This is a genomic window from Actinocrinis sp., assembly GCF_035938995.1.
Classification (GTDB): domain Bacteria; phylum Actinomycetota; class Actinomycetes; order Streptomycetales; family Catenulisporaceae; genus DASZGI01.
Window position 1 is genome coordinate 1 of the sequence record NZ_DASZGI010000238.1, and the last position, 19,724, is coordinate 19,724.

Sequence of the window (19,724 nt, forward strand, 5' to 3'; positions counted from 1 at the left end):
GCGGGTGCCGCACGTGGTGCTGGCGGTGAACAAGATGGACCTGGCCGGCTACGACGAGGCGGTGTTCGCGTCGATCGCGAACGAGTTCACCGCCTACGCGAACCGCCTGGGGGTGCCGGAGGTCACCGCGATCCCGATCAGTGCGTTGAACGGGGACAACGTGGTCGACCCGTCCTCGTTCATGGACTGGTACGGCGGCCCGACCCTGCTGGAGCACCTGGAATCGGTGGACGTGGACCAGGACCCCGCCGCACACCCGGCCCGCTTCCCGGTGCAGTACGTGCTGCGCCCGCAGACCGACGGGTTCCGCGACTACCGCGGCTACGCCGGACAACTGGTCTCCGGGGTGCTGCGCCCCGGCGACCAGGTCGTGGTGCTGCCCTCCGGGCAGTGCTCCACCATCGCCGGAATCGACCGACTCGGCACCCGCGACGTCCAAGAAGCCTTCGCCCCCCAATCGGTCACCCTGCGCCTGACCGACAACCTCGACATCGCCCGCGGAGACATCATCGCCCCAGTCGACGCCGCACCCCTGATTACCAAGGACATCACAGCCACTGTTTGCCACCTGGCCGACCGAGCACTGCTTCCGGGCCACAGAGTCCTGCTCCGCCACGGAACGATGACGGTTCCGGCCGTCGTGCGTCGGCTGAACTCGAAGCTCGATATCGACAGTCTCGCCTCCGAAGCGGCACCGCTGTCCTTGCAGGCCAACGAGATCGGGCAGGTCACCCTGCGCACCGTCGTGCCGCTGCCGCTCGACGACTACGCCGACAACCGCCGCACCGGCTCCTTCCTGCTCATCGACCGCGCCGACGGAATGACGCTCGATGCCGGAATGGTCACGCTCGCGGACGTCGCCCTCGCACCGGGAGAGCTGCCGTGACGCGCCGTCCGACGGCCGTCTTGGCCGCGCTCGTCAGCACCTTGATCATGACTTTGACTGCTTGTTCGGTGGGTTTCGGCGGCGGTTCGGCGGCCCCGGTCGCGGCGGCCGGAAGCGAGACGCTGCGCCTCGGCTACTTCGCCAACCTGACCCACGCCACCGCGCTCATCGGCGTCGACGGCGGCTACTTCCAACACGCCCTCGGCTCGACCCGGCTGAGCACCGAGATCTTCTCCGCCGGACCCGACGAGATATCCGCCCTGCTGACCGGTGCGATCGACGCCGCGTACGTGGGGCCCTCGCCCGCCATCAACGGATACGTGAAGAGCCACGGACAGGCCCTGCGGATCATCGCGGGCGCCACGACCGGCGGCGCCGAGCTGATCGTCAAGCCGTCCATCACCTCGGTCGCCCAGCTCAGAGGAACCACGCTGGCCACGCCGCAGCTCGGCAACACCCAGGACGTCGCGCTGCGGTACTTGCTCAAGCAGAACGGCTTCCGCACGGCGGTCACCGGCGGCGGGGACGTGGCGATCGAACCGACCGCCAACGCGACGACCCTCACCCTGTTCGCCGCCGGCCGGCTCGACGGGGCCTGGCTGCCTGAGCCCTACGCCTCCCAAATGGTCGCCGAGGGCGGGCACATGCTCGTCGACGAACGCTCACTGTGGCCGGGCGGCCGATTCACCACCACCGATCTGGTCGTGTCCACCACCTACCTGGACGCGCACCCGGACGCGGTCGCCGGTCTGTTGCGCGGCCAGGTCGCCGCCAACACCTGGGCCGACGCCAACCCGGCGCAGGCTCAGACCATTGTCAACGCCGCGCTGAAGAAGCTGACCGGCAAGGCTTTGACGCCGACCGTCATGTCGCGCGCGTGGTCGGAACTCGCGGTCACCAACGACCCGCTCGCCGCGACCTTGGAGGCCGAGGAGGCGCACGCGGTCTCCGTCGCCCTGGTCAAACTGGCCGACCTGCACGGGATCTTGGATCTCGGCCCGCTCAACGCGGCGCTCCAGACGGCCGGACAACCACCGGTCTCAGCGGCCGGATTCGGAACGTAGCAGAGCCCGAAGCGCGCGGCGGCGGTTTCCTCCGCCGCGACGCTTCACAGATCAGGCAGCCAGAGGACGGAGCGGACGGAAGTGACGACGCCCGATATCGCGGGAGTGGCCGAGGCCATCCCCCACCACACGACACCGCACGCGGCCGAGTCGGCCGACGCGGTCCGGTTGACCGGGGTCGGGAAAACCTTCGGCCGCACCGATGACGTCCCCGTGCTCCAAGGGGTCGACCTGCGCATCGCGGCCGGGGAGTTCGTGTGCGTGATCGGCGCCTCCGGCTGCGGAAAGTCCACGCTGCTCACGATTATCGCGGGGCTCGAACCGGCCAGCGCCGGCGAGGTCGCCGTCCCGGCCGGCCGCGCCTCGCTGATGTTCCAGGACTCCGCCCTGTTCCCCTGGCTGACCGCCGGGCGCAACGTCGAGCTCGCGCTTCGGCTGCGCGGCCTGCCGCGCGCCCAACGCCGCACCGAGGCCGAGGAACTGCTCGCCCTGGTCCGCCTGCACGGCGCCTACGACAAGCGGGTTCATCAGCTCTCCGGCGGCATGCGCCAGCGCGTCGCCCTCGCCCGCGCGCTCGCCCAGGGCAACCGGGTGCTGCTCATGGACGAACCCTTCGCCGCTCTCGACGCGATCACCCGCGACGCCCTGCACGGCGAGCTGACCCGGATCTGGCGGGAGACCGGCATCGCCGTGCTCTTCGTCACCCACAACGTGCGTGAGGCGGTGCGCCTCGGCCAGCGGGTGATCCTGCTGTCCTCCCGCCCCGGCCGCATCGCCCGCGAATGGAGCGTCGACATCCCGCAGCCGCGCCGCATCGAGGACACCGCGGTCGCCGAACTCGCCCGCGAAATCACCGCCGACCTGCACCGGGAGATCAGCCGCCATGGCGACGACCACTGAACCGCCGGGCCGGTCGCCCGCCGACGACGGCGATCTGGCCGAGCTCGAAGCGGGTCTCGACGCGCTGGAGTCGTTCAGCACGCCGCGCATCAGCCTGCTGACCCGGCTGCGCCGCTCCGTGCTGCCGCCGGCCGTCGCCGTCCTGCTCTTCCTCGGGATCTGGCAGCTGGTCTGGGCCCTGCACGTGAAGGCGGACTGGCTGCTGCCGTCCCCCGCGGAGACCTGGCGCGAGGCCGCCGGGTCCTGGAGCCAGTGGGACGTCGGCACGGCGGTCTTCAACAGCGTCTACCGCGGCCTGTCGGGGTTCGCCGTCGCGATGCTGATCGGAACCCCGATCGGCCTGACGGTGTGGCGCTTCCGCGTCGTGCGCACCTCGCTCGGGCCGATCCTCTCGGGCCTGCAGAACCTCCCCTCGGTGGCCTGGGTCCCGATCGGCATCCTGTGGTTCGGGATCAGCCCCGCCACCATCTACATGGTGGTGCTGGTCGGCGCCGTCCCCTCGATCGCGATCGGCGTCGTCTCCGGGCTCGATCAGGTGCCGCCGCTGTACCTCCAGGTCGGCCGCAACCTCGGCGCGCGCGGGTTCTCGGCGGCGCGGTACATCCTGCTGTCCGCCGCCGCGCCCGGCTACCTGGCCGGGCTCAAACAGGGGTGGGCCTTCGCCTGGCGCTCGCTGATGGCCGCCGAGCTCATCGCGGTCGCCCCGCAGCTCGGACCCGGGCTCGGGCAGCTGCTCGAGCAGGGCCGCAACAACACCGACGCCGGACAGTCCTTCACCGCGATCCTGCTCATCTTCCTGGCCGGCATCGGCATCAATGCCCTGATCTTCGCCCCGCTGGAGCGCCGGATCCTGCGCGACCGCGGACTGACCGGGAGGCGGGCATGACCTCGCACCTCTCCGAGACGGGACTGCGGGCGCTCGCCGAGGAGGCGGACGCGCTGCTTCGCGACGCTCCCGCGGCCGCTGTGGTCCGCTGGGCGCGCGGGACTTTCGGCGCTCGCGTCGTCGTGGCGTCCTCGATGGCTGACACGCACCTGGTACACATGGCGCAGGCCGCCGCGCCGGGCATCGACGTCCTCTTCCTGGACACCGGCTACCACTTCCCGGAGACCATCGGCACGCGCGACGCCGTCTCCGCCGCGTACGACGTCAGCGTCCTGACGATCACGCCGCTGCGCACAGTCGCCGAGCAGGACGCGCAGCACGGCCCCCAGCTCCACGACCGCGACCCCGACCTCTGCTGCGCCCTGCGCAAGGTCGAGCCGCTCGAGCGCGGCCTCCTCCCGTACGACGCGTGGATCACCGGCATGCGCCGCGAGGACGCCCCGACCCGCGCGGACATCCCGGTGATCGGCTACGACGCCAAGCGCAACATGGTGAAGATCTCCCCGCTGGCCACCTGGACACAGGACGACGTCGACGACTACATCCGCGACAACAATGTCCTGATCAACCCGCTCTACCTCGACGGATACACGTCGATCGGCTGCGCGCCGTGCACCCGCCGGCCGCTGCCCGGCGAGGATCCGAGAGCCGGGCGCTGGGCGGGACTCGGCAAGACGGAGTGCGGATTGCACACCTGACCGCCGCACCACTTGATCGTCACAGGCACTTGAACGTCACAGGCACCTGACCGTCGAGGATCGACCGGGAGTCCGCACCGATGTACCACGGCACTGTCATCGCCTGGCTGGGCGCCGACCTCGCCCTGCTCATGCTGATCACCGCGTGGCCGCTCTCCCGCCGCTTCGACGAGTCCGACCAGGGTACCGACCGGTTCGTCAAGCTGCCCCCGGTGCGCCGGCCCTCCATCCGGCGGGCCCTGTGGTTCCTCGGCATCGCCGCGGCGGCCTGCGTGCTGATGGTCGCGCTGCACCACCCGAGGCCCGCGCAGTCCTACTACCTCCTCGTCGACACGATCCTGGCCAAGGCCCACGCCGACGCGACGTCGATCTCGCACGGGCTGCCGCCGCTGATCCCGGTAGCAGAGCTCTGCTATCTGACGTCCATCGCGATCACCGCGCGCGCGACGCTCGGCCGCAGGCTGATGATCCTCGCCCACGCCCCGCTGTTCATCGCCGTCTCCGTGCTCGTGGACTGCTTCGCCGTGCTGGCCTCGGACGCCGCGCACCTGCCGCTCGGCCCGATCCCGATCCTCGACTTCATGCTCCAGTACACCGTCGGGTTCTTCCTGCTCTACCGGCTGTCCTTCACCACGTTCCGGCTGCCCAAGCCCACGACGCTGCCCAATCTGCGGCACGGCGACTGGCGCGACAACACCCTGCTCATCCTCTGCATGATCGGCTCCTTCGGCATCGTCGGCTCCTTCGCCCTCGCGCTGGCCGTGTGGCTGAAGAACGAGCCGATCGTGATCGTCGTCGTGCTGGCCAGCCTGCGGGTCGGCATCAACGACGCGATCTGCCTGCTGCTCGGGCTGATCCGGCTGCTCGGCGACCGAAAACCGGTGCTCGGGGCGGAACGCCCGGCCCTGGAGGTCATCATCCCGGCGTTCAACGAATCCGCCGGGATCGAACGGCTTTTGCGCTCCATCGACCGGGCCGCCGCGAACTACGGCGGCCCGGTCCGGGTCGTCATGTGCGACGACGGCTCTACGGACGACACCCGCGCCCTCGCCGAGGGTGCGATCGCCGCATATACGCACGCGACCGGCGAAGTGATCGAGGGCACTCACGCCGGCAAGGCGAAGGCGCTCAACCTCGCGCTCTCGAGGTGCACCTCAGACTACGTATTTCGGCTGGACGCCGACTGCGCGGTCGATCCGAATGCCTTCGTGTATGCGATCCCGCACTTCCTCTCCGATCCGCGGGTCGGCGTCGTCGGCGCGCTGACTACGCCCAAGGAGCCGTACGGCACTTGGCTCGACCGGATGCGCGGCCTGGAAGTGCTCGCCGTCTACGGGTTCTCACTGACGCTGCTCTCCGAGGTCGACGCGGTGCCGTGCATACCCGGCACCTTCTGCGCCTTCCGCCGCGAGCCCGCCGCGGAACTCGGCGGCTTCGTGCACGGGATGTTCGGCGAGGACGCCGAGTTCACCTGCGCGCTCGCCCGGCTCGGCTGGCGGGTCGTGCTCGATCCGCGGATCAGGTCCTACGAGGACGTGCCGAAGAGCATCAGGGAACTGCGCGTCCAGCGGTACCGCTGGGGCCTGGGCGGCATGATGAACTTCGCCCGCTACACCCCCTTCGGGCATTCGGCGCCCGGGCCGCGGTTCTGGTTCCAGCTGCCGCGCAGCATGGGCACCCGGTTCCTGGCCCCGATGAACTTCATCCTGATGATGACGACCCTGCTGTACGCGGCGTTCCAGCCGTCCGTGCAGCACAACATCGCGAAGTTCGCGGCCACCTTCTTCATCGCGCAGATCCCGGGCCTGATCACCCGGCTCAGCGTCACCGTCTACTACCGGCGCTGGCGGCTGCTGCCCTGGGTCCCGCTCTGGATCGTCTTCGTACTGCTCAAACGGTTCTTCCAGCTCGAATCAGTGCTCGGCTGTGGCACCCGCGCGGTGCGCCCGCCCCTCCCGCTGCGCGGGAGATATCCGACCTGGCGCGCCTTGCTGCGACCGGCAAGCCCGTGATCGCAATGAATACACGAAAGGGAACACAGCATGTTCACAGGCAGCATCCTGAGCCGCCGCGACGCGCTACGGCTCGGCGCCGTAGGCGGCGGTGCCCTCGCTGCTCCCTCGGCGCCGAGAATGACGGCTGCGAGCAAGTCAGCAGCCGCACAGACCGTTTTCGACGTGACTGCCTACGGCGCGGTGGGCGACGGCACGACCGACGACACCACGGCGATCCAGAACGCGCTCAACGCCGCGGGGAAGGTCCCCGGGTCCACGGTCTCCTTCCCTCCCGCGTCCGGCGGCTGCTACCGCATCTCCGGAGTCACCGTGCCGGGCGGGATCGGGCGGCTGACCGGCGAATCGGTCCTCTACACCAAGAACGCGCCGTTCGTGACGACCCTGACCGGCTCCGTTCTGGCGCCGATCAACGCGACGGTCGCCGACCTGCTCAAGATCGGAGTGTGCGGCAATGGAAACGTCGTCAACTCCAACCCGCACGGCCTGACCGTCGAGGGCCTCGGATTCCTCGGCACGACGCCCGCGCCGATCGCCGCAGTCCCCAATCTCTGGGGCGCGACGGTCATCGACACCTCCGACGTCACCTTCAGCAACTGCCGGGACATGTACTGCGGCTGCCCGGCGTTCGCCGGATATCCGACCGGCGGCACCGGTGCCGGAGGGTTCGTACGCCTGCTGTCGTCGGGCACGGACATCTTCTTCTCGGTCAACGCCCAGATCCGGTCCTGCAGCTCGTACGGCGCGGGCCACTTCGTGCTGGCGGACGGCCTGTCCGCGAAGTTCCCGGGCGGCGGAAGCACCGACGGCCGGATCAGCAACTGCCAGGTCAACGGGCACAACCTGGCCGTCTCGCTCGGCCCCTTCGAGGCGGGCGCCGGCGGGTGGTTCATCACCGACTGCCACTTCTCCTCGCCGCTCGGTACCGGGCACGTGAACTACGGCCAGGCCGGGAACCCGTGGACGCTGCGCATCGCGAACACGTACTTCGACGTCTGCAACGGCGTTCCGCTGTCCTGCGGTGGCCGTGGCCTGCAGTTGGTCGGCAACTACTTCAGGGGCCTGGGCAACACGACCGCGATCCAGTTGACCGACAAGTTGGGCACGGTCGGGCGCGACCCGGGCGCCCTGATCTCCGACAACGTGCTCGACCTCGACGGATCGACCACCCTGGTCACCTTCGCCCAGATCCTCGGTTTCACCGCGGCCGGCTTCCCGACCCACGGAGGGGGCGTCTACCAGAACAACCTGATCCACAACCACGGCGCCCCGATGCCCAAGGGCTGGGTCGGCCCATACACCGGCTCGGAGGGCGCCGCGATCGCCAACGCGTCGACGCCCACGCTGACCCTCGCCAACGGACCTCAGCTGTCCGCCTGATCGCCTGAACCCGCATCCCGGATGAACATGCGGCCAGGCGATCGCGCCTGGCCGCACACCGGTCCTCTAGTCGCGGGCGTGCTGGTGCGCCACGACCGCGAGCTCCACCCGCGAGGTCAGGTTCAACTTGGCCAGGATGCTCGAGACGTGGGACTGCACGGTGCGCCGGGAGATGAACAGCCGGGCCGCTATCGCGGGATTCGAGTTGCCCTCGGCCACAAGCGCGGCGATCTTGCGCTCGGTCTCGGTCAGTGACTCCCAGCCGCTCTTCGGACGGCGGCGCGGATTCGGTCCGGTGCGCCGCACCCCCAACTGCCGCAGCCGCTGCTCGGCGCGGCCCGAGTCCCAGCGCGCCTCGAGCCCCTCATAGAGGTCGGCCGCGGTCGCCAGCTCGGTCCGCGCCTCGACGAGCCGTCCCGCGCCGGCGAGCAGGACCGCGGCGTTCTCGGCGGCGTAGGCCTGATACAGCGGGCGGCCCGCGGTGGCGTAGTCGCGCTCCGCGCTGAGCATGAGTTCCGGGTCGTTGTCCGCGAGCGCTCGGCACAGCGCCGCGGTGGCGCGCATGCTGGGCACCGGGTCCGGGCCGGCGAGCCGGGCCACGTCCTTCGCGAGCTGTTGTGCCAGCTTGCTGTCGCCGAGCGTGGCCGCCAGGCGCGCCATGTCGGGCGCGACGTAGTGCAGGCCGCGGTGCCTGCGCAGCTTGTCCGCGCCGACCCAGGCTTCGAACAGCAGGTCGAGGGCCTGGCGGGGGCGGCCCTCGGCTTCGTGCACGCGAGCCTCCGCCCATAGCCGGATGTAGCCGTAGAAGGCATCGCGGTGGACGGCTCCGGGGGCGTTCAGCAGGCTCACGGCGTTGTCCAGGTCGCCGCGGTGGAGTGCGATCAGCGCCGCCTGCCCGCGCATGCCCCAGCCGCTGTCCAGCGCTCGTAGCGGTCCCACGGCTTCGACGGCGTCGAGGCCCGCCTTGATCTCGGCCAACGCGTCATCCCAGCGGCCGACGAGGCAGTGCACCCCGGCGGTGCCCAACCGGTACCAGGACCAGTAGAAGCTGCCGTGCAGCTCGGCCCGGCGCGTGCCGGTCTCGAAGGTCTCGGCCGCCTCTGTCATGCGGTCCAGCTCGACCAGGCAGAACGCCCGGTTGAGCATGGTGCCGGCGTTCCATTCGGGCAGCGACTCCCGGTCCGTGAGCGCCGCCCGCGCCCGGTCGGTGTACTGGATCGCCTCGCCATACTGCCCCTGCATGAAATGCAGACAGGACATGTAGATCAGACCATAGGCGTGGACCACCTTGTCGTCCACGGCCATCATCCGCCGCGCGGCCGGCTCCTCCGCGGGATCGAGCGCGCCGAGGGTGAAGCGGCACTGCATGGCGAGGAACTCGAACCGGGCCGCCTGGGGCACGGTGAAGCCGGGCGTCCGCATCGCCTCCTCCGCCTCGCTGATCGCCCGGCCGAGCCTGCCCTGCTGGAAGCAGGAGTGGACCAGCATGGCGCGCAGCGCGACCTCCTCCGTGCGGTCGTCGTCCCCGGCGGGGAGCGCGGCCAGCGCGGCGCGGGCCGCCTGCTCGGCGCGATCCGGCGCGCCCACCCACAGCAGCGCCCGCACCAGTTCGCGCCGCAGCGTCCCGGCCCGCGGGTCCCCGGACTCGATCCGGGCCAGCGAGCGCTCCAGCAGCTCCACTCCGGCCTGCGGCGCCCGGGCCACCAGCGCGTCGGCCGACCCGAGCAGCCAGTCCATCATCCGGGAGTCCAGGGCCGCGTCGTCGGCGAGGTAGCGGACCACCCGCTCCACCGCGGCCCCCGAGTCCGCCAGGGCATGCGCCGCCTGAGTGCGTAGGCCCGCCCGCATGGTCGCCGGCAGGCTCTCGCTCAGCGCCTGCCGGATCAGGTCGTGCCGGAACACCAGCTCGCCGCCGCTGTCGGCGAGCAGCCCGGCCTCCACCGCGTCCTCGATGACCCCGTACAGCTCCACCGGCGACCTGTCCAGGATCACCGCGAGCTCGGCGACGTCGAGCCCGGCGCCCAGCGCCGCGGCGACCTGGAGCACCCAGCGGGCGGAGCGGGGCAGGAAGTCCAGGCGGCGCATGATCACCCCGGCCAGCGACTCCGGAAGCAGGACCCGGTCGGGGTCGAGCGCGTCGGGGCGGGGGTCGGAGTGCGCGACGCCGTTCGCGACGGTGATCCGGCCGTCCCGCTTCAGCGCGGCCACCAGCTCGGTCACATACAGCGGGTTTCCGGACGCCCCGGCCACCAGCTCGACCAGGCCGCGGTCCGGACGGGCCCCCAGCTGCTGCTCGACCAGCGCCGCGATGTCCGGCACGGGCAGCGGTCCGAGCCGCAGCCCCTCGCCGCCCTGCGCTTCGAGGCTGTCGACCAGCTGGACCAGGTCCTCGTTGTGCGGGACCGAGCGGGTGGTCAGTCCGAGGACGAGCGGCTGGTTCGCGGTCGCCAAGCCGATCCGGTGCACGGCCAGCAGGCTGGGGCGGTCCGCCCACTGGGCGTCGTCGAGCAGCAGCGCCACCGGTCCGGCGGCGCACAGCTCCTCGAGCAGGTCGAGGATCATCTCGATGACCGCCAGCTCCCGGTACGCCGCGGAACCGTCCGGCTCCTCGCTGCCGCGCAGCACTTCGGCTATCCGGGCGACCGCGGCCGGCGGATCCGGGCCGTCGAGCCCGAGGCAGGAACCGAGGGCGGCGAACGGCAGCCCGGTCTCCATCTGCCGGGCGGCGCCTCGCAGGACCCGCACGCCCGCATCCCGGCATTCCTGGTCGAACGCCTCCAGCAGCGCGCTCTTGCCAATGCCGGGCTCTCCCTCGATCCAGAGGGCGCCGCCGCGACCGCGGCCGACCCCCTTAATCAGGGTTCGAATACTGTGGAGCTCGCGTTCCCTCCCCGCCAACGGTGCCCGCGTCATAGATCAAGGGTATGTCGTGACCATGTCCGGAGGCGACGATTCCGTGAGAAAACGGCAGCGGCGCAGCGTGTCTCGAGTCCGCGTACGGCCACGCCGGTTCGGCGGGCGCGGACTCACGGGTTCAGCGGGCGGTCAGCGGGTGCTCAGGCTCCGGCCTTGACCACGCACCAGACGACTTTCCCGCCGTCCGGCAGCAGGTAATAGCCCTGCTCTTCGCTGAGGTTGGTCACGATCATCAGTCCACGGCCGCACTCGCCGTCCGCGGACAGGTCGGTGTCGAGCACGTCTTCGGTGCGGTGCGGCGCGGTGGTCCCGCTGTCGAAGACTTCGACGACGACGGCGCCGGGCTCCTCCTTGAGGTTCACGCAGACCTGGGCGCCGCAGCGGGGGCAGCGCGCCGGGGTTTCGGCCAGAACGGACTCGGGTACGCCGTGCAGCAGGGCGTTGGTGACTAGTTCCGAGATGAGCAGGCTGACGGTCTCGGCGGTGTCGGCGTCCAGCTCCCATTCGCGCAGGATCTCTCCGCCGCGCCGACGGGCCCAGCCGGCCGCGACCGGCAGGACGGGCAGTTCGATGTGGTCGCCGGGGTGCTCCGCGGTGGTCGTGGCGAGGCCTCCCGCCACGCCGCTCGGCCCCGGCTTGCGTTGGCTGCGCCAGGGATCAGCCGGTTTGGGCATCATCGTCGCCGCCCGGCAGGGTCGGCAGGTTCGAGCATGATTTTGCGCTCCAGTGCGGGTCAGGGCAGGGCTCGCTGTCTTCGCCGGCCCGCAACGCGTATCTCGTTTCGGCCGTCTTGACTCTGCGTGACGAGGACGGCGACGGTCTCCAGCGTTAGCCAGCCGGGCAGCGGGTGTCATCCGCCAGATGGCGGAGATCGCGCAGCGCGACCGGGCTGGTACGGAGGGCGTTTCACCCCGGCGCGCCAAATCCGCCATGTGGCGGATGACGGCGCACGTCGAGCGCACGAGTCTGGTGCACGCCGCCGCCGCCACGGGGATCCGCCGGCTGCGACCCCGTGTGGACCGTGGTGGCGGCGGTGATGGAGGCGTTGCATGACTTACGGGACGACGCTCGACGCGATGTCGACCGGACGCTCGGTACTTGTGCGTGACGGGGACGGTGTCGTCGCCGTCATGCACACCCTCGACTTCGACACGATCGCCGACATGGGCTTTCAGCAAGCCTATCCGCGGGAGGCCGCGGTTCTGGCCGGGGTCGACAACACGCGGATCGCATGCCCGCGCAGTTATGTGGTGGCCGCGGGCGGTTGGATCGTGGCGAGCGTGCGCGGCTTCGTACCCGGCGTGGACCTCGCGACGATGCTCGCCGGGTATCCCCGGGGCATGGACGTGCAGACCGCTGCCGTCATCACCCGGGATGTGCTGATCGGGCTTGCCGCGCTGCACCGGCTCGGAGTCGCGCACCACACGGTCGGCGCCGAGCGCGTCGTCGTCGGCACGGACGGTACCTGTGTCCTGGTCGAGGTCGGCGTAGCTCCGCGCGTGGTCGGCCGGGGGTGGGAGGGCGACGTCGGGGCGGATCTGCGTGCGGTGGCTGAACTGTTCGCCGCGTGCCTTACCGGGAGGCGCGCGCCGACCCGCGAGCCTGCGCACCGCGAGCAGTCCGCCACGCGGCCCGCGGTGGGCGCGGCGCTGGTCGACTATCTCTGCACCCTATTGACCGGCGTCGGGCTCATGCACATCCCACCCGAGGACCGCGCGTTCAGCGTGCTCGTCGAACTCGAATCCGCGGTGGCCGAGCATTTCGAGGCCGGATGGGACGAGCGCAGCCGCGACCGCTTGGCCGCGCAGGTGGCCGCGATACCGCCGACCGCGCTGCCGATGGTGGGCAGCGGCGTCTAATCAGCACTGTCTAATCAGCGCCATCTAATCGGCGCCGCATAATCAGCGTCTGCTCTACGCTCCGACACACGAGCGCAGGTCCGTGCCGCCCCCACGGCGGCGCGGCCCGGCCCTTTCGGGGCAAGGCGGTGGCAAAAGATCGCGCGGCGGGGAGGAGTTCCCCGCCGCGCGACGTGCGGCCACCATCGGGCCCGGGCCGACGCTGAAGCGCGTTCGCGCCGGCTCAGCTGATCGTGAGGGTGAAATCGGTGCTCAGCTCGGTTCCGTCGGCGGCCTGGGCCGTCAGGTGGAAGTCCCAGCGGCCTTGGGTGAAGGTCGTGTCTCCGAAGTAGTTGTTGCGGGTGATCGGCATCGGCACCACGTCGCGCATGGAGATGGTGCGCGTCGCGGCCGAGCCGTCGCGATGGACGGTGACGGTCGGCGGGCCGGACATGGTGATCGCCGCGTTGCGCTGGTCGGTGAAGAGCACGTGCAGCGTGTTCCGGCCCGGCCGCGCCGGGGTCAGATAAGCCTCGAGCTGACGGCCTCCGGTCAGTTGGATGCCGTAGAGCATCACCATCCGGCCCATGGTCATCTGCTCGATCTGCTGCGGGCTGAGCGCGCATCCGACGGTGAACGGAACGTCCTTGTGCCCCTTGGGCAGGTTGAGGTCCGCCTTCACGGCCCACTGCCCGGTGAGGCCGATCTCGTCGCCGATCGCGGTCAGCGAGCCGTCCGTGGTCGGGACGAGGTCGAGCGTGGTCGGCGCCACGTCCGGCCGGCTGGGCAGGCTGAAGGTGAGCGTCACCGGAGTGGTCAGCGCGTGACCCGAGGCGGCGTCGTACGCCCGCAGGGTGAATCGGTTGGTGCCAGGGTAGCCGGGGCTCACCTCGAGGCTCGCGCGTACGCCGGCCGTGCTGGCGTCGACGGTCAGGTGCGGCGGGGTGGGCTGTGATGCGGCCGCTTGTGCGAGCGAAGGCGGCAGCGAGGAGCTGAGCGTCGCCGCTGCTACCAGGGCGAGTGCGCCTAGGCCCAGTTCCACCGTGCCGACGCGTCGCAGCGGGGTGAGGCTGTTCGCGGCCGCGGGCACGGAGCGATATCGGTTGTAACCGCCGAGCGTGGCGAGCGCGGCCACCAGGCCGAGCTTCACCAGCACCAAGCGCCCGAACAGCGTGTCGGCCAGCGCCGTCCACGCGCCGACCTCGTCGAGCGCCCGCACCACACCGCTCAGCACGAGCGCCAACAGCGAGTACCCGGCGACTTTCGAGAACCGCCGCACCGCCGCGGCCTTCAGCGGCGACGCCTCGGCGCCCAGCGTGAGCAGCAGCGCGGCGAGCCCGCCGATCCAGGTCGCGAACGCGGCGACGTGCAGCCACTGCATCACGATCTCGAAGTCGGCGTTGTTGCCGGACGCCGCGTGCGTGGTCAGCACGTGCGCGGCCGTCGCGCCCGCGGCGAGCACCAGGCTGATCCCGAGCGCCGCCCGGCGACGCGCCGTGCCCAGTCGTAGTGCCACCGCGATGCAAGCAGCCGCCGCGGCGCCCGGGATCGCCTGCGCGAACAGTCCGAGACCGAGCGAGGTCGAGGCCAGTTCGCCGAGCCCGATGTGGTCCGAATTCGCCTGCGCCCACCCGGTCACCGCGAGCCCGGCGAGCAGCGTGCCGCCGCCGCCGAGCGCGAGAAGCAGGGTCCGGCGCCCGCTCGTCGGGTATCCGAACAGCGCGATCCAGCAGCCGCCGGCCAGCAGTCCGAGCCCGGTGTCGAAGATCCACGTGCCGGTCACGGTCGCGGGGCTGGCCGAGCTCGGCGCGGAGACGAGTGCGGGCGCGGGTCCGGACATCGCCGCGTACGCCACCGGCCCGACGCCGAAGGTGAAGGTACCGCTGCTGTGGTGTCCGTCGTCGCTGGACACCGTGTGCCACTGCACCGTGTAGACGCCGCCGCGCAGCGTCGGCAGCGGCACGGTCAGCTGGAGCGCGTTGCCCTTCACGATGTGCGACGGGCCGCTGTTCACCTGGTGCCCCTTGCTGTCCACGACCTGGAGGCCGGAAAGCTTGGGCACGATCTCCTCTGAGAAGGTGACCGTGACCGCCTTGGGCAGCTCGGTCAGGCTTTGCCCCGCGGACGGGTCCGACGAGACGACCAGGGCATGCGCGGAAGCAGCGGGTGCGGTCAAGAACCAGACCGCACCCGCTGTCAGCACCGCGCCGACGAGAGTGAGCAGCCGGCGCGGTCGCATCACTTCACCGGCGCGTAAGGGCGCATCATCTCGTTGTCCTCGTGGTCGAGGATGTGGCAGTGCCACACGTATCCGGGACCCGTGGTCGGATCGAACGCGAACAGGTTCTCGCCCGGCCCGACGTCGCCCACCGGGACGTCGACCGGGGCCCAGCGCACCAGGACCCGGGTGACCGCGCCCGGAAGGATCTTGATGGTGTCCTTCCACCCGGCCTCGTTCGGCTCCGGCAGGGTCACCGGCCCGTTGAGATACGGGGCGAACGCCGGATTGCCGCCGAGCGCGCCGTCGGCGTTCGGGGTCAGGTAGTCCCCGGGCGGGCCGTAACCGGGGATGATCACGCCCTCCGGGTAGCTCACCTCCCCGAACGTCCCGTCGCAGTTCTGCCCGGCGAATGTGCCGCCCGGGAACTCCCCTGCCCAGGCGTTGACGTAGTTCGTCACGTCCACACTCTGCCGGTTGAGCAGCTGGAACTGGATCAGATGGATGTGGATCGGGTGCGAGTCCGGGGTGGTGTCGAGGAACTCCCAGATCTCGGTCGCGCCGACCCGGGGCAGCTCGGTCAGGTGGATGCCCTGCCCGCCCGTGTCCGGCTGCGAGCCCGGGATCGGGATGCTGGTACCGTCCCGCAGGCCGGTCCACTTGGAGTTGTTGAGTACGTCGATCATCGGGCCGTTGCTGGTCGCGCCCACCGCGCAGTCGACGGTGTCCTGCTCGAAGATCACCAGCTGGCGGCGCGCGGCCACGTTCACGCCCGAGGCGACGGTCCCGGAGACCGGGTCGACGAGCCGGACGATCTGCCGCGGCTGGCCGGCGCCGCCGCGCAGCGGGCCGTCCGTCGCCGGGTTGTAGGTCGTGTCGGTGCTCGAGAGCGGGAGGACCACGTCGATGCGCATGATCTGCCCGTCGAGGTCCGGGTTCGGCGGGCCGCCGCTCGGATATGGGTACAGCCCGTCATTGGTCAGGATCAGCTGCTTGCCGGCGAGCCCGGCGAAGTCGACGATCACGTCGGCGCGCTCGCCCGGCGCGATGAACAGCTTCAGCGCGTTCGGGTCCGCCGGATCGTTCAGCTTCACCGGGGCGTCGAGCAGGCCGCCGTCGGTGCCGATCTGCCAGAACGGTACGGCCGAGGGCGGCGTCGCGCTGCTCGCGTTCGACTGGTCGGTCAGGTTCATCGAAAGGAACCGCGCGTTGCAGCCGTCGACGAAGCGGAAGCGGTAACGCCTCGGCTCGACCTGGAGCACCGGCCAGGTGCGGCCGTTGACCACCATCGCGTCGCCGAAGAACTCCGGGATCCAGAAGGGGTGGGTGGCCGGGTTGGTCGGCGGGCCGTTGAGGTCGGCGGAGGTGTTGGAGCCGTCCGGGAAGCGCAGCTGGCCGTTGGTGTCGAACAGCCGGTCCTGGATCATCAGCTCGATCTCGTACCGGCCCGCCGGCAGCCGCAGTGGGTTGTTCGCGAGGCCGGTGTCGTACTTGTCGCGCATCAGGTAGAAGGCGGCGAGCCCGGAGAACACGTTGAGCCGGGTGATGCCGAGCGCGTGGTCGTGGAACCAGAGCGTCGTGCTCGGCTGCGTGTTCACGTACTGGTAGACAGTGGCGTTCCCGGCGGTCGGCACCGCCGAGACGTAACCCTTGCCGTGGATGCCGTTCGGGGTGAACCACGCCTCCGGCGCGCCGTCGTACTGAGAGGCGACCTCGGCGCCATGCAGGTGCGGGACCGATGGCACGTCGCGCGTGTACGGACCGCGCGCGCCCATCTGGCCGTACGGGTCGGCCCAGTGGATGGTCTGGTCGACGGTCAGCAGCGGCTGCACGTGCGACCGCGAGCCGCACGGCAGATCATTGACATAGTTGATGGTGGTGCTGCGGCCCTGGAACGCCTCCACGCTGTATCCCGGCCAGTTGGCGGGGCGGTTGCCCACCTGGTATCCCCACAGCCAGGTGCCGGAGGAGTAAGCCTTCGGATACATCGACTGCGGCAGCACGTGCTGGGGGAACTCGGTGAACGTGGTGGTGAACGACGACGCATTCACCCGCTGTCCGGCGAACGTCACCAAGGGGGTGACGTACTTGGGTATCGAGCTGCTCGGCAGCGGCGTCTGCCCGCGTGCCGCCGAGGCGACCGCGCGCGGTGGGCGCCGCACCAGCGCGTCGGCCGAAGCGATCGCGGCCGCTCCGGCCGCGCCTGCGATCAGGAAATTGCGACGATTGAGACGCGGTGCGCGTCCTTCGTCTTCTTCGAGTGATGACGACATCGGGCCTCCCCGGTAAGACCACTAAATGAGCAGTCGTACTTCGCTCGGCAGCGTGCTGCGCCGAGCTAAAACACCGGTTGCGCCACGCCAGTGCCCGAGCGCGACTACTATCGCGCACCGTAGATGCAGTGGGGGATGGGGTCAAGCGAGTTTCGGCTGCCGAAATCCACTAGTCCAGTTCAGGCGCACAGCCAGATCGAATACCTGTTCGGGTGTCTTCTCGGACGCGTGGTGAGGAATGTCGCGGTCACGACATGGCGTAGTAGCCGGGCTTCCGTTGAACCATCAGGGCTCTGGATCCGTCACCCGGTCCGTCGGCGGGCAGATCTCAAGCGCCGCACGCAGCGCCCGGGCCTCCGGCTCGGAAAGCTGCTCGAGGAAGTGCACGAACGCGGCTGCCTGGTTGTCGCTGGTCGCCCAGGCGTCGCGCATGAGCCGAGCGGTGTAGGCCTCGCGCGAGGCGACCGCCTCGTACGCGTACGCGCGGCCCCGCGGCTCGCGGCGCAGCCAGCCCTTGTGGTGGAGCTTGTCCATGACCGTCATCACGGTCGTGTAGGCGATGGTGCGCTCGGCCTTGAGCTCCTCGTAGATGTCGCGGACCAGGACCGGGCGGCCCAGCCGCCAGATCCGCTCCATGACCGCTGACTCCAGATCACCGAAGCGCTTCACCGGCGACACACCCTCCCACACACCTCGACTCCGCACGTCCGGCGTGGCATTCGCCATCGTAGGCGGCATACCCCCGATGGCGCAGCCGATCGACGACTGCGTGCAGCGACGAAACGCGTACCTGTTGTGTCAGGTGCCCCGTTGCCTTTAGTCTCACGGCGAAGAAAGCAGCACATCACAGCACCAAAACCGGGAGCCACGGGTGAGTCCGAGCGTCGCTGCCGTCCGGACCGCGGACCGGCTGTCATGATCACCGCCCTCGCACTCGGGGGCTACGCGGTCCTGGTCGCCTTCGGCGCGCCCCGGCTCCTGCCGCGGCTCTGGCACGGCTGCCGGGCCCCGCGGCGCACCGTCGCCCTGCTGCTGATCCTGGCATACTCACTGCCGCTGTCCGCGATCACCGGAGGCATCGTCCTCGGCGTCACGCTCCTCGACGCGCTGGCCCGGATCGACCCGGCCGTCGACGCCTGCGCCGACCAGTTGCCGATCAACGACGAGACCTCGGTCGCCCCGCTGCTGGGCACGATCGGCCTCGGCGTCGCGGGACTGCTCGGCGCCCGGATCTTCTTCTGCTTGTTGACGGCGATGGTGGCCGCGCGGGTCAGGCGCCGCGCGCACACCGACGTGCTGCGGCTCGCCGGCCGCGACGACCGCACCCTCAACGCGACGGTCCTCGACCACGCGCAGGCCGCCTCGTACTGCCTGCCGGGGCGCCGCGGCCGGATCGTGGTGACCACGAAGGCGATCCAGCTGCTCACCGCGGACCAGCTCGGCGCGGTTCTCGCCCACGAGCGCGCGCACCTGCGCGGCCACCACCACCTGCTGCTCACCTTGGCCGCGGCGCTGCGCCGCGCGGTACCCGGAGTGCGGCTGGTCGCGTACTGCGACCGGGAGGTGCGGCGGCTGGTCGAGCTGATCGCCGACGACGCGGCCGCGCGCGACCACGGCCGGCTGACCGTGGCGACCGCGTTGGCGGTGCTCGGCTCCGGCCACGTGCCCGGCGGCGCGCTCGGGGCCGCCGACGAGGGCCCCGAAGCGCTGGCCCGGATCTCCCGGCTGTCCGGGCCCGCGGTCGGCATGAGCCGGCGCGGCACGGTGCTCAGCCTGGCCGTGGTCGCCGCGTCGATCGCCGTCCCGCTCGCGCTCGCGCTCGGATCGATCGCCGTTCTGATGCGGCACTGCCCGCCCTCCACCGACGACGAAAGCCCCGGCTCGGCGATCATCAGCGTGCGCTAGGAGAGCGGCCGCGTTCGTTCGGAGGTGTCTGTTCGGACACTGCCGCCGCGCTCGTGATCGCGTCGGGGCCGTGCCCTTCCCAGCGCCCCTCTTAAGCCCATCCTGCGCACCGCTTCGTAGCTCAATCTTTATCAACGGACATTCGCCTGTGGGGCGCGACGGCGTGCGCCGCCGTCGCGAGAATCAGCCGCAGGTCGCGGCTTTCGCGCAGACTCCCGGAACCGGCCGTGGCGGTCTGGTTGCGCCGCCCCGAGGCAACCCTAAGAGAGCTTCAACCGCCCGTTATCCCGCCGATCAGGCATTGACCGGCGCACTGGTCTAGTCCAATGTGTACCCCACCCCCCGGCCGCGATACGGCACGGACCGCCGGCGCACGGTCCGTCTTGCCCCCCGCTGCCTCGCGCGCAGCGCGGGCCCGGGTCGCATCCGCAAGGAGTCGGGCAACACGAATGGAGACAGTGTTGAGGAGAAGGCATTTCGTGGCGGTTGGCGCGGTCGCCGTCACGGGGGTCACTATCGGCGCCATGGTGACCCTGGCGGCGTCCAGTAATGCCGCGACCAACGCTTTGGGCAGCAACTGGTACGGCTCGGCGCCCTATGTGTTCGTCAACGACCCGGCCACCCCGGACGTGGGCGCGGTCATGGACGCCACCGGCCAAAAAGCGTTCGAGCTCGCGTTCATCCTGGACTCCGGGGGCTGTACGCCCTCGTGGAACGGCAACGACAACGTATCCACCGACACCTCGGT

The 19,724-nt window shown here is 70.5% G+C and carries 14 protein-coding genes and 1 pseudogene; 10 read left to right on the forward strand and 5 right to left on the reverse strand.

Annotated features, from left to right (window positions below):
- The 7 genes from VGZ32_RS16825 to VGZ32_RS16855 form a co-directional block, all read left to right on the forward strand.
- The coding region (locus VGZ32_RS16825; protein ID WP_414642558.1) for an elongation factor 1-alpha C-terminal domain-related protein at window positions 1–886 on the forward strand (886 nt) is incomplete at its 5' end.
- A 47-nt stretch (window positions 887–933) separates the two neighbouring features.
- The gene (locus tag VGZ32_RS16830) at window positions 934–1,950 is read left to right on the forward strand and encodes an ABC transporter substrate-binding protein (RefSeq protein WP_326887002.1); all 1,017 of its coding nucleotides are present in this window, start codon (window positions 934–936) and stop codon (window positions 1,948–1,950) included.
- A gap of 81 nt (window positions 1,951–2,031) precedes the next feature.
- Window positions 2,032–2,850 (forward strand): ABC transporter ATP-binding protein, encoded by an 819-nt coding sequence (locus VGZ32_RS16835; RefSeq protein WP_326887003.1) that lies wholly within the window; start codon window positions 2,032–2,034, stop codon window positions 2,848–2,850.
- Window positions 2,834–3,736 (forward strand): ABC transporter permease, encoded by a 903-nt coding sequence (locus tag VGZ32_RS16840; protein WP_326887004.1) that lies wholly within the window; start codon window positions 2,834–2,836, stop codon window positions 3,734–3,736. Before VGZ32_RS16835 ends, VGZ32_RS16840 begins: the two co-directional genes overlap by 17 nt.
- Window positions 3,733–4,434 carry a phosphoadenylyl-sulfate reductase gene (locus tag VGZ32_RS16845; protein WP_326887005.1) on the forward strand — a complete coding sequence of 234 codons (702 nt, stop codon included), beginning with the start codon at window positions 3,733–3,735 and terminating at the stop codon, window positions 4,432–4,434. The genes VGZ32_RS16840 and VGZ32_RS16845 overlap by 4 nt, the downstream gene beginning before the upstream one ends.
- An 80-nt stretch (window positions 4,435–4,514) precedes the next feature.
- On the forward strand, window positions 4,515–6,446 hold the full coding sequence (locus VGZ32_RS16850; RefSeq protein ID WP_326887006.1) for a glycosyltransferase family 2 protein: 1,932 nt from the start codon (window positions 4,515–4,517) through the stop codon (window positions 6,444–6,446).
- 30 nt (window positions 6,447–6,476) lie between these two features.
- Window positions 6,477–7,826 carry a glycosyl hydrolase family 28-related protein gene (locus tag VGZ32_RS16855; protein ID WP_326887007.1) on the forward strand — a complete coding sequence of 450 codons (1,350 nt, stop codon included), beginning with the start codon at window positions 6,477–6,479 and terminating at the stop codon, window positions 7,824–7,826.
- Between the two features lie 66 nt (window positions 7,827–7,892).
- Here the strand turns inward: VGZ32_RS16855 and VGZ32_RS16860 are convergent, their stop codons facing one another.
- Window positions 7,893–10,739, reverse strand: a complete 2,847-nt coding sequence (locus tag VGZ32_RS16860; protein WP_326887009.1) for an AAA family ATPase — start codon at window positions 10,737–10,739, stop codon at window positions 7,893–7,895.
- Window positions 10,740–10,882: 143 nt separating this feature from the next.
- Window positions 10,883–11,419, reverse strand: a complete 537-nt coding sequence (locus VGZ32_RS16865; RefSeq protein ID WP_326887010.1) for an ATP-binding protein — start codon at window positions 11,417–11,419, stop codon at window positions 10,883–10,885.
- Between the two features lie 372 nt (window positions 11,420–11,791).
- On the opposite strand from VGZ32_RS16865, the gene VGZ32_RS16870 reads away from it, so the two are divergent.
- A complete protein-coding gene (locus tag VGZ32_RS16870) occupies window positions 11,792–12,601 on the forward strand; it encodes a hypothetical protein (protein WP_326887011.1) in 810 nt (269 codons plus the stop codon).
- A 223-nt stretch (window positions 12,602–12,824) separates the two neighbouring features.
- On the opposite strand, the gene VGZ32_RS16875 is transcribed toward VGZ32_RS16870, so the two are convergent.
- From VGZ32_RS16875 to VGZ32_RS16885, 3 genes are all read right to left on the reverse strand, one after another.
- Window positions 12,825–14,819, reverse strand: coding sequence for a copper resistance CopC/CopD family protein (locus VGZ32_RS16875; protein WP_326887012.1), 1,995 nt, complete (start codon window positions 14,817–14,819; stop codon window positions 12,825–12,827).
- The gene (locus VGZ32_RS16880) at window positions 14,819–17,071 is read right to left on the reverse strand and encodes a multicopper oxidase family protein (RefSeq protein WP_326887013.1); all 2,253 of its coding nucleotides are present in this window, start codon (window positions 17,069–17,071) and stop codon (window positions 14,819–14,821) included. The genes VGZ32_RS16875 and VGZ32_RS16880 overlap by 1 nt, the downstream gene beginning before the upstream one ends.
- A 285-nt stretch (window positions 17,072–17,356) precedes the next feature.
- The gene (locus tag VGZ32_RS16885) at window positions 17,357–17,740 is read right to left on the reverse strand and encodes a BlaI/MecI/CopY family transcriptional regulator (RefSeq protein ID WP_326887014.1); all 384 of its coding nucleotides are present in this window, start codon (window positions 17,738–17,740) and stop codon (window positions 17,357–17,359) included.
- Window positions 17,741–17,986: 246 nt separating this feature from the next.
- Between VGZ32_RS16885 and VGZ32_RS16890 the strand changes: the two genes are divergently transcribed.
- Both VGZ32_RS16890 and VGZ32_RS16895 read left to right on the forward strand, forming a co-directional pair.
- Entirely contained in the window at window positions 17,987–18,976 is a 990-nt protein-coding gene (locus VGZ32_RS16890) for a M56 family metallopeptidase (RefSeq protein WP_326887015.1), read from the forward strand.
- 479 nt (window positions 18,977–19,455) lie between these two features.
- Window positions 19,456–19,724 (forward strand): annotated as a pseudogene (locus VGZ32_RS16895) (chitinase); the annotation flags it as partial.